This window comes from Streptomyces sp. NPDC050264 (genome assembly GCF_040655895.1).
Classification (GTDB): domain Bacteria; phylum Actinomycetota; class Actinomycetes; order Streptomycetales; family Streptomycetaceae; genus Streptomyces.
Genome location: NZ_JBFAKV010000007.1, coordinates 421,235 through 430,552, shown reverse-complemented (window position 1 = coordinate 430,552; position 9,318 = coordinate 421,235). Strand labels below are relative to the sequence as shown.

Genomic DNA, 9,318 nt, shown 5'->3' with positions numbered 1-9,318 from the left:
CCCTGCCCACCCCTTTCCGCCCCCCACCCCCACCCCCAAAAAACCCACCCCACCTCCCCCGCGCCCCCCCCCTACCAACCCCCCCCCCGCCCGCTCTGCCGTGCTCGGGAACGACCTCTCAGTCGATGGGGGGCTGCTCCCGGCGCTCCTTCGACGGGGACGCCGGGGTCGGCCCACCGCCCATCGGGCCGAAGTTGCCCATGGCGCCGCTCAGCCCCTTGAGGGCGTCGCCGATCTCGCTGGGGACGATCCAGAGCTTGTTGGCGTCGCCCTCGGCGATCTTCGGCAGCATCTGCAGGTACTGGTAGGCGAGGAGCTTCTGGTCCGCGTCGCCCGCGTGGATGGACTCGAAGACCGTACGGATGGCCTGCGCCTCACCCTCCGCGCGGAGGGCTGCCGCCTTGGCCTCACCCTCGGCCCGGAGGATCGCGGACTGCTTCTCGCCCTCGGCCGTGAGGATCTGGGACTGCCGGATGCCTTCGGCGGTGAGGATCGCGGCGCGCTTGTCACGGTCGGCGCGCATCTGCTTCTCCATCGAGTCCTGGATGGAGGTGGGCGGCTCGATCGCCTTGAGCTCGACGCGGTTGACGCGGATGCCCCACTTGCCGGTGGCCTCGTCGAGGACGCCCCGCAGGGCCGCGTTGATCTCCTCGCGGGAGGTCAGGGTCCGCTCGAGGTCCATGCCGCCGATGATGTTGCGCAGGGTCGTCACCGTGAGCTGCTCGATGGCCTGGATGTAGCTGGCCACTTCGTAGGTGGCCGCCCTGGCGTCCGTCACCTGGTAGTAGATGACGGTGTCGATGTTGACGACCAGGTTGTCCTGGGTGATCACCGGCTGCGGCGGGAACGGCACGACCTGCTCGCGCAGGTCGATGCGGTTGCGGATGGAGTCGATGAAGGGGACGACGATGTTGAGGCCCGCGTTGAGGGTGCGGGTGTACCGGCCGAAGCGTTCCACGATGGCCGCGCTCGCCTGTGGGATGACTTGAATGGTCTTGATCAGGGCGATGAAGACCAACACCACCAGAATGATCAGGACGATGATGATCGCTGACATCGCGTCTCCTGTGCCCTTCGTGCCGTCGTCATTCCGGCGCCGTCGCGCCGGAAGATCATGGGTTCCTGCTGATCGAGTCTGTCAGAACCGCCCATGTGGCGGGGGAAGTTCAGGTCACCCGCGGCCTCACATGACGATCGCCGTGGCCCCCTCGATGTCGATCACGTCGACCTGACGGCCCGGTTCGTACACCGCGTCGCCGTCGAGCGTGCGGGCCGACCAGATCTCACCGCCGAGCTTGATCCGGCCACCGCTCGCGTCGACGCGCTCGACCACGACGGCCTGTTTGCCCTTCAGGGCGTCAATACCGGTCGCCAGTACGGGCTGTTGTGCGCGCTGGCGTGCGGCGATGGGCCGTACGACAGCGATCAGCGCGCACGAGACCACGGCGAAGACAAGGACCTGGAGGATCACCCCGCCGCCGAGTCCGGCCGTCACGGCGCCGGCGACGGCACCCACGGACAACATGCCGAGTTCGGGCATCGCGGTGATGACGAGCGGGATTCCGAGTGCGGCCGCCCCGATCAGCCACCACACCCATGCATCGATGTCTGCCACCCGGTCATGGTAGATCCGCGGACGGCCGTGCCGACAGGGGACGATCGGACCGGGCGATCCGACGCGGGCGTCAGCTCAGGGGGAGGCCCGTCGCGGTCCAGCGGTCGTTCCGCTGCTCGACGACCAAGGGGAGCCCGAAGCAGCGGGAGAGGTTGCGGGAGGTGAGCTCCAGCTCGAGGGGGCCCGCGGCGAGGACCTTGCCCTGGCGGATCATCAGGACGTGCGTGAAGCCGGGGGCGATCTCCTCGACATGGTGCGTGACCATGATCATCGAGGGGGCGATCGGGTCGCGGGCGAGGCGGCCGAGGCGGCGTACGAGATCCTCGCGGCCGCCGAGGTCGAGGCCCGCGGCGGGCTCGTCCAGGAGGAGCAGCTCGGGGTCGGTCATCAGGGCGCGGGCGATGAGGGTGCGCTTGCGCTCGCCCTCGGAGAGCGTCCCGAACTTGCGGTCCAGGTACTCGCTCATCCCGAGGCGGTCGAGGAAGGCGCGGGCGCGCTGCTCGTCGATGTCCTCGTACTGCTCCTGCCAGCCCGCCGTCATGCCGTACGCGGCGGTGAGCACGGTCTGCAGGACGGTCTGGCGCTTGGGCAGCTTCTCGGCCAGGCCGTTGCCGGCGATGCCGATGCGCGGGCGCAGTTCGAAGACGTCCGTGCCGGGCCTGCCGAGGGTCTCGCCGAGGATGGTGGCGGTGCCGCTGCTCGGGAAGAGGTAGCTCGAGGCGATGTTCAGGAGGGTGGTCTTGCCCGCGCCGTTGGGTCCGAGGATGACCCAGCGCTCACCCTCCTTCACCGACCAGGAGACCTGGTCCACCAGAGCCCGGCCCTCGCGGACCACGGATACGTCCTCCAGCTCCAGCACATCGCTCATGAGCGCGTTGTCTCCCATTGCAGTCTCGGCCGTCTCGCGTGCGTCCGTAGAGGTTCGGCTTGTTCGGCGCTGGACGCAGCCCCCGAGGAAAACTTACGCCACTGGTCCGGTCGTCCATTCCATCGGTCGGGGTTTTGGTGTCATCCGGGGCTTCTAAGGTGGGACGCATGCTCTCGGAACCACGCTCTGGACGTCTCGCGGCTTGGGGAAATGCCCTTTTGGCCGGGTTTATTGCGCCTGATGACGCGGTGCTCGCGATCGTCGGGGAGGACGCGGTGCACCGCGTCGAGGGAGTCCCCGGGGAGGCGGGCCCGGTCGGGCTGACGCTCGCGCTCGGGCGGCTGCGCACTCTCGGTGTGAGTGGGCTGCGGGTCGCACTGCCCGCGCCGGGGCATCCGCTGGGGCTGAGCGGCCCCGCTGAGTTCAACGCGCGGGCCGTGGACGCCGAGGAGGCGGTCGTCTGCTTCGGGGCGGCGCTCGGGCTGGTTCCGGAGGTGTACGAGGCCGGCCCGGACGGCGATGTCCACGTCGAGGTGGTGTGGCACTGTCTGCCGGTGCGGGAGGCCCCGCCCGCGGATGTGCCGTCCCTCGGCGAGGCCGAGCGGGAACTGGCGGAGGCCCTGCGGGAGGCCACGGAGGCGCTGACGCGGCTGGACGTGGCCGGATCGGGGCCGGTGGCCGAGGCCGCCATAGACGCGTACCGGGCCCGGGCCGAGCGGGGGCGGGAGGTGTTGGCACCCGGGTATCCGCCGCGCGCCGTGCGGGTGCTCGAACTGGCGCAGCGGGTGAAGCTGCTGGTCGAGGTGGCGTACGAGAGCGGGCACGGCGGGGCCGTGAGCGCGTCGGAGATGGGGGCCCGGGCGGTGGCGCTCCGGCCGGTGGAGCGGACGGCCCGGCGGGCGCAGGTCGCGGCGTACAACGCGTTCGTGGAGGAGCGGGAGCGAGGGTGAGCCCCGGTCCGCGCACACCGGAGCCCCGCGGACGTTCGTCCGCGGGGCTCCGGTGTGCCTGTTCGGCGGAGAACCTCAGTCGTTCGCCGTGGTGTTGCCGAAGGTCGGGTTCAGCAGACCGATGACGTTGACCGAGTCGCCCGTGATGTTCACCGGGATGTGGACCGGCACCTGGGCCTGGTTGCCCGAAACGACGCCCGGGGACGTCGTGGCCGCACCCTGGGCCCCGGCGTCGGCGACCGCGGCACCGGCCGAGGCACCCGCGGCGACACCGGCGACGGCTACGGCCAGAGCGGCCTTCTTGGCGATGTTCATGAGAAGTGTTCCTCCAGATGGTGCGTTCCGGCCCCAAAGGCGAGCCGCACGGTGAGCAACGTCCCGGCCGCGCCGGCGCAACGGGCGGGCTCCGCGATACGCCCGATCGGATCAATCGGCCCCGGAACCGCCCGGCGCCCCGGTCGAGAGGCGAACAACAGACCGGCCCCCCGGGGCGTGCCCGGGAGGCCGGTGGTCCTGGGGACCCTGAGCTTGTGTCAGCCGTTCAGGCCGACGTTGCCGAAGGCCGGGTTCAGCACGCCGATGACGTTCACGCTGTTGCCCACCGCGTTCACCGGGATGTGGATCGGGGCCTGGACCAGGTTGCCCGAGCCGACGCCCGGCGAGTGCACGGCCTTGCCGTTCGCGTGCGCACCGTCAGTGGCGGAGGCGAGACCGGCACCGGCGGCGACCAGGCCACCGGCGACGAGGGTGACAGCCGCGGCCTTCTTCAGGTTCTTCACTTCTGGATCCTCCTTGCGATTGCCGCGGCCAGCCGCCGCAGCACGCACTGGAGAACGCGGCGGGGTCCGGCAGGTTGCGCCGGACGGGGGACGAATACACGACAGTATGAATCTCTCACCGGAAGGGAACCGTCCCCGCTGACGTGCAGTAGTGCGCCGGAGCGCGGCAGGTCAGCCCGCGGCGCCGTGCCGGACGGCCCAGAGGGCCGCCTGGGTCCGGTCCGCCAGGTCGAGCTTCATCAGGATGTTCGACACATGGGTCTTCACCGTCTTCTCGGAGAGGACGAGGGCGCGGGCGATCTCCCGGTTCGACCGGCCGTCGGCGATCAGGCCGAGGACCTCGCGCTCGCGCTCGGTGAGGGAACCGCCCCTCCCCTGGCCGCCGTTCGTCACTTCCTGGGAGAGCAGGGCGCCCGCCACCTCGGGCTGGAGCAGGATGTGGCCCGCGTGGACGGAGCGGATGGCGCCGGCCAGGGCGTCGGGGTCGACGTCCTTGTACACGTACCCGGCGGCTCCGGCGCGCAGGGCCGGGACCACGGTGCGCTGTTCGGTGAAGCTGGTCACGATCAGCACCCGGGCGGGGTTGGCCAGTTCGCGGAGTCTGCGCAGCGCGTCGACGCCGTCCATGCCCGGCATCTTCACGTCCATGAGCACGACGTCGGGCCGCAGCTCCTCGGCGCGGTCCACCCCTTCGGCACCGTCCGCGGCCTCGCCGACGACCTCGATGTCGTCCTGAACCTCCAGGAACGTCCGCAGGCCGCGGCGGACCACTTGGTGGTCGTCGACCAGAAGCACCTTGATTGGGTCAGCCACCGGGGACCTCCATGTCGATCGTGGTGCCCTTGCCGGGCTCCGATTCCACTGTGAGCCGGCCGCCGACACCGCTGGAGCGGTCGCGCATGGAGACCAGGCCCAGGTGGCGGCCCGCTCGGCGGATCGCCTTCGGGTCGAAGCCCTCGCCGTCGTCGGTGACGCGCAGGGCGGCTCCCGCGCCGCGCTTGTCGACCGTCACCTGGACGTGCTCCGCGCCGGAGTGGCGCAGCGCGTTGTGCAGCGCTTCCTGGGCGACGCGCAGCATCGCCTCCTCCTGTGCGGCGGGCAGCGCCCTGATGCCGCCGGTGGCGAAGGTGACGCGGGCGGCGTGGGCGCGGTCCAGGACCTGGATCTGCGTACGGAGTGTGGCGACCAGGCCGTCCTCGTCGAGGGCGGCGGGGCGCAACTCCACGACCGCCGCGCGCAGTTCCTCCGTGGCCTCGGCGGCGAGCTCCACGACGTGCCGCAGCTCGCCCTTGGCGCGCGCGGGGTCGCGGTCCATCAGTGTGGCCGCGGCCTGGGCGGTCAGGCGCAGGGAGAACAGCTTCTGGCTGACGGCGTCGTGCAGTTCGTGGGCGAGCCGGGAGCGCTCCTCGGCGATGGTGAGCTCGCGGCTGCGCTCGTAGAGCCGGGCGTTGGTCAGGGCGATCGCGGCGTGCTGGGCGAGGATCCGGAGCAGTTCCTCGTCCTCCTGTGTGAAGCCGCAGCCTCCTTGCGGCTTGGGGCACCTCTTGTTCGCGAGGAAGAGCGCGCCGATCGTCTCGTCGCCGTCCTTGATGGGCAGGCCCAGGAAGTCGGACATGTCCGGGTGGGCGGAGGGCCAGCCTTCGAAGCGCGGGTCCTTGCGGACGTCGGCGAGGCGCTCCGTGCGCGCCTCGCGCAGCATCGCGGCGAGGATGCCGTGCTGTCGCGGCAGCGGGCCGATGGCCTTCCACTGCGCGTCGCTGACGCCGTCGACGACGAACTGGGCGAAGCCGCCGTGGTCGTCGGGGACTCCGAGCGCCGCGTACTCGGCGTCGAGCAGCTCGCGCGCCGAGGCGACGATCGTCTTGAGGACGTCGCGCACCTCCAGGTGCCTGCTCATGGCCAGCAACGCGGCGCTCACCGCGGCCAGTCCCGTCCGTGGGCCGTGACTCATGGCCTCACCGTACCGGCGGGGTGTGACAGGGCGGATCCGTCCTGTGGGGGCGGCCGGCCAGGGCCCTGGACGTAGGCCGAAGGTCCTTGGGATGTTGCGGCCCGCGCACGAGGTGCCGCGGGCCCTCGCGTTCCTACGTTGGTGGCAGCACGCAAGGACGGCAGGGCACCGGCAGATCAAGGGGACGGTTCGGATGGCGGTAGCGATCATCACGGGGGCTTCGCGGGGGTTCGGGCGGGCGCTGGCCACGGCGCTGGCCGAGCGGGGCTGGGATCTCGTCCTGGACGCGCGGTCGGCGCAGCCGCTGGAGGAGGTCGCCGCCGCCTTGCGCAAGGGGGGGCGGAACGGTGACGGCCTTGCCCGGCGACGTCGCCGACGGCGGGCACCGGGCCGAACTGATCGCCGCCGCTTGGGAGTCGGGGGGCCTTGATCTGCTGGTGAACAACGCGGGGGTGCTGGGTGTGGCGCCCCTGGTGTCGCTGGAGCAGCATCCGCTCAACGATTTCCGGGCGGCGCTGGAGATCAATGTGGTGGCGCCGCTGGGCCTGCTCCAGGAGGCACTGCCGCTGTTGCGCGAGGCGCCGGCCGGGGCGGTAATCAACCTGAGTTCGGACGCGGCCGCGGAGGCGTACGGCACGTGGGGTGGTTACGGGGCGACGAAGGCGGCCCTCGACCAGTTGTCGGCGGTGCTCGCGGTGGAGGAGCCCGGTCTGCGGGTGTGGGCGGTGGACCCGGGCGGGATGCGGACGGACATGCTGGCGGCCGCGGAGCCGGACGAGGACCTGGGCGGGGTGCCGCGCCCCGAGGACGTGGTCCCCGCCTTTCTGCGCCTGCTGGATCAGCGGCCCGCGAGCGGGCGGTACGCGGCGCCTTCCTTGCTGGAGTCCCGATGACGCTCGCGCTGCGGGTCCCGGAGGAGCTGTCGGCGCGGGTCCCGGCCGAGCAGCGGGGGCCGGGCCGGGACAGATCGTCGGTGCGTCTTCTGGTGTCGCGCGGCACGGCGGTCGTCCACCGGCGGTTCGCCGAGCTGCCGGGCGAGCTGCGGGCCGGGGACCTGCTCGTCGTGAACACCTCGCCCACGCTGGCGGCTGCCGTGGACGGAGTGCTCGGGCACGCGCGCGTGGTGGTGCATTTCTCCACCCGTGGCGATGACGGGCGCTGGGCGGTCGAGCTGCGGGAGCCGGATGTGCGGGGCACCACGGGCCCGCGTCCGGGCGGGCCCGCGGGTGCGGAGGTGGTGCTTCCGGGCGGCGTGGGAGTGGTGTGGGACGAGCCCGTCGCGGCGGGTTCGGAGCGGCTGTGGTGGGTGCGGGTGACCGGGGACGTGCCGGCCCTGCTGCGGCGGTACGGGCGGCCGATCCGCTACGCGTACACGGCGCGGGACCAGCCGCTGTCCGCGTATCAGACCGTGTTCGCGCTGCCGTACGCGGACGGGGCGGGCAGCGCCGAGATGCCGAGTGCTGCGCGGCCCTTCACGGAGCGGATGGTGGCGGGGCTTGTGAGCCGGGGTGTGCAGTTCGCGCCGATCACGCTGCATACAGGGGTGGCGTCCGCGGAGGCGCACGAGCCGCCTTATAGGGAGCGGTTCGGGGTGCCGGAGTCGTCGGCGCGGCTCATCAACGCGGCGCGGGCGGGAGGGCGCAGGGTGGTCGCCGTGGGGACGACCGCCGTGCGGGCCGTCGAGTCGGCGGTCGGTGATGACGGGGTGGTGCGGGCGGCGCGTGGCTGGACCGAGCTCGTCGTGACGCCGGAGCGCGGGGTGCGGGTGGTGGACGGGCTGCTGACCGGGCTGCACGAGCCGGAGGCCTCGCACCTTCTGATGCTGGAGGCGGTCGCGGGGCGGGCGGCGGTGAGCCGTACGTACGAGGAGGCGCTGCGGGGGCTCTACCTGTGGCACGAGTTCGGCGATGTGCACCTCATCCTTCCGGAGGAGAGGCCTCACGCTGTGCGTTGCAATGGCAACTGCACGTGAGATCGGCGGTGACGGCATGTGACGCCGCGCATAGGGCGCACATCACGTACGAAGGGTCCTAGTTGAGGAGTGCGGGACCTAGGTCCTGAGGCTGTGCGGGGGCTGGGAGTCGCGAGGCGGCTCTCGGCCCCCTTTTGCGTGCCTCTGATCCACTACCCGGCTTCGTACGTCACACCTTTGCCACGGAATTTTGCGGCCGCTAACAATGGCCCCCGTCGCTCAACGCCGACCGGTTCTACCCGGGGCGTTCGTGTCCCAAACACGGCTCGTCCGATTCGGTCGGTGAGCGGCTCCGTTCTCCGAGAGGTCCCCGTCTCCATGTCCAAGCACAGCTTCCCCGGCCATAGTCAGCTCACCCGGGCTCACAAGGTCTCGATGGCCGGTGTCGCCGCCCTCGGTGCCGCCGCCCTCGCGGTGACGCTGGTGCCGGCGCACGACTCGCAGGCGCAGGCGCAGAGCGAGACGGTCGCCGCCGCTCCGGTCGCCTTCACGACGAACGCGGGCACGCAGCAGATCAAGGACGTACAGGCGAGCGTCACCGACCAGCAGGCCGGCGCGTCGGAGAAGGCCAAGCAGGCCGCCGCGAAGATCAAGGCGCAGCAGGAGGCCGAGGCGAAGAAGAAGGCCGACGCCGAGGCGAAGGCCAAGGCCGACGCGGACGCCAAGGCGAAGGCCGACGCGGACGCGAAGGCGCAGAAGGAGCGCGAGGCCAAGGAGGCCGCCTCCCGCGCCGCCGCCCGCACGCCGGTCTACGCCAACAACCTGGACGGCTGGATCAAGCAGTCCCTCGACATCATGAAGGCCAAGGGCATCCCGGGTACGTACAACGGGCTCTACAGCAACATCATGCGCGAGTCCACGGGCAACCCGAGCGCCATGAACGGCTGGGACGTCAACGCCCAGAACGGCACGCCGTCGATCGGCCTGCTGCAGGTCATCCAGCCGACGTTCGACGCGTACCACGTCGACGGCACCTCGACGGACATCTACAACCCGGTCGCCAACATCACGGCCGCCGCGAACTACGCGGCCGACAAGTACGGCTCGATCGACAACGTGAACAGCGCGTACTGAGACGCATTGCCGGGACCTCTGGGTCCGGAACTCGCTGAACCCCCCACGCCAGTGAAGGGCGGCACCCCCACGAGGGTGCCGCCCTTCACTGGCGTTCGGCCGTACGTGC

The 9,318-nt window shown here is 71.3% G+C and carries 10 protein-coding genes and 1 pseudogene; 4 read left to right on the top strand and 7 right to left on the bottom strand.

What is annotated here, in order from left to right; all coding sequences use genetic code 11:
* Window positions 1-118: 118 nt before the first annotated feature.
* From AB0J02_RS15945 to AB0J02_RS15935, 3 genes are all read right to left on the bottom strand, one after another.
* A complete protein-coding gene (locus AB0J02_RS15945) occupies window positions 119-1,057 on the bottom strand; it encodes an SPFH domain-containing protein (protein ID WP_363194237.1) in 939 nt (312 codons plus the stop codon).
* 126 nt (window positions 1,058-1,183) lie between these two features.
* The gene (locus AB0J02_RS15940; protein WP_363194236.1) at window positions 1,184-1,615 is read right to left on the bottom strand and encodes an NfeD family protein; all 432 of its coding nucleotides are present in this window, start codon (window positions 1,613-1,615) and stop codon (window positions 1,184-1,186) included.
* 70 nt (window positions 1,616-1,685) lie between these two features.
* Window positions 1,686-2,483: an ABC transporter ATP-binding protein gene (locus tag AB0J02_RS15935; protein ID WP_363194235.1), complete on the bottom strand. Its 798-nt coding sequence runs from the start codon at window positions 2,481-2,483 to the stop codon at window positions 1,686-1,688.
* A 167-nt stretch (window positions 2,484-2,650) separates the two neighbouring features.
* Between AB0J02_RS15935 and AB0J02_RS15930 the strand changes: the two genes are divergently transcribed.
* Complete coding sequence (locus tag AB0J02_RS15930; protein ID WP_363194234.1) at window positions 2,651-3,433, top strand: hypothetical protein; 783 nt, start codon at window positions 2,651-2,653, stop codon at window positions 3,431-3,433.
* 75 nt (window positions 3,434-3,508) lie between these two features.
* Here the strand turns inward: AB0J02_RS15930 and AB0J02_RS15925 are convergent, their stop codons facing one another.
* From AB0J02_RS15925 to AB0J02_RS15910, 4 genes are all read right to left on the bottom strand, one after another.
* Window positions 3,509-3,748 carry a chaplin gene (locus AB0J02_RS15925; RefSeq protein ID WP_363194233.1) on the bottom strand — a complete coding sequence of 80 codons (240 nt, stop codon included), beginning with the start codon at window positions 3,746-3,748 and terminating at the stop codon, window positions 3,509-3,511.
* A 218-nt stretch (window positions 3,749-3,966) separates the two neighbouring features.
* A complete protein-coding gene (gene chpE, locus AB0J02_RS15920) occupies window positions 3,967-4,212 on the bottom strand; it encodes a chaplin ChpE (protein ID WP_363194232.1) in 246 nt (81 codons plus the stop codon).
* A 171-nt stretch (window positions 4,213-4,383) separates the two neighbouring features.
* Complete coding sequence (locus AB0J02_RS15915) at window positions 4,384-5,025, bottom strand: response regulator transcription factor (RefSeq protein WP_363194231.1); 642 nt, start codon at window positions 5,023-5,025, stop codon at window positions 4,384-4,386.
* Window positions 5,018-6,163, bottom strand: a complete 1,146-nt coding sequence (locus tag AB0J02_RS15910) for a GAF domain-containing sensor histidine kinase (protein WP_363194230.1) — start codon at window positions 6,161-6,163, stop codon at window positions 5,018-5,020. Before AB0J02_RS15910 ends, AB0J02_RS15915 begins: the two co-directional genes overlap by 8 nt.
* A gap of 193 nt (window positions 6,164-6,356) precedes the next feature.
* Here AB0J02_RS15910 and AB0J02_RS15905 point away from each other — a divergent pair.
* The 3 genes and pseudogenes from AB0J02_RS15905 (at window position 6,357) to AB0J02_RS15895 (ending at window position 9,209) form a co-directional block, all read left to right on the top strand.
* Window positions 6,357-7,056 (top strand): annotated as a pseudogene (locus tag AB0J02_RS15905) (SDR family oxidoreductase).
* Complete coding sequence (locus AB0J02_RS15900) at window positions 7,053-8,135, top strand: S-adenosylmethionine:tRNA ribosyltransferase-isomerase (protein ID WP_363194229.1); 1,083 nt, start codon at window positions 7,053-7,055, stop codon at window positions 8,133-8,135. Before AB0J02_RS15905 ends, AB0J02_RS15900 begins: the two are co-directional and overlap by 4 nt.
* A 318-nt stretch (window positions 8,136-8,453) precedes the next feature.
* Window positions 8,454-9,209, top strand: coding sequence for a transglycosylase SLT domain-containing protein (locus AB0J02_RS15895; RefSeq protein WP_363194228.1), 756 nt, complete (start codon window positions 8,454-8,456; stop codon window positions 9,207-9,209).
* The last annotated feature ends 109 nt before the right edge of the window (window positions 9,210-9,318 follow it).

Coding starts and splice junctions, on each gene's coding strand:
- AB0J02_RS15945 (WP_363194237.1), bottom strand. CDS start 1,057: ATGTCAGCGATCATCATCGTCCTGATCATTCTGGTGGTGTTGGTCTTC.
- AB0J02_RS15935 (WP_363194235.1), bottom strand. CDS start 2,483: ATGAGCGATGTGCTGGAGCTGGAGGACGTATCCGTGGTCCGCGAGGGC.
- AB0J02_RS15930 (WP_363194234.1), top strand. CDS start 2,651: ATGCTCTCGGAACCACGCTCTGGACGTCTCGCGGCTTGGGGAAATGCC.
- AB0J02_RS15925 (WP_363194233.1), bottom strand. CDS start 3,748: ATGAACATCGCCAAGAAGGCCGCTCTGGCCGTAGCCGTCGCCGGTGTC.
- AB0J02_RS15910 (WP_363194230.1), bottom strand. CDS start 6,163: ATGAGTCACGGCCCACGGACGGGACTGGCCGCGGTGAGCGCCGCGTTG.
- AB0J02_RS15900 (WP_363194229.1), top strand. CDS start 7,053: ATGACGCTCGCGCTGCGGGTCCCGGAGGAGCTGTCGGCGCGGGTCCCG.
- AB0J02_RS15895 (WP_363194228.1), top strand. CDS start 8,454: ATGTCCAAGCACAGCTTCCCCGGCCATAGTCAGCTCACCCGGGCTCAC.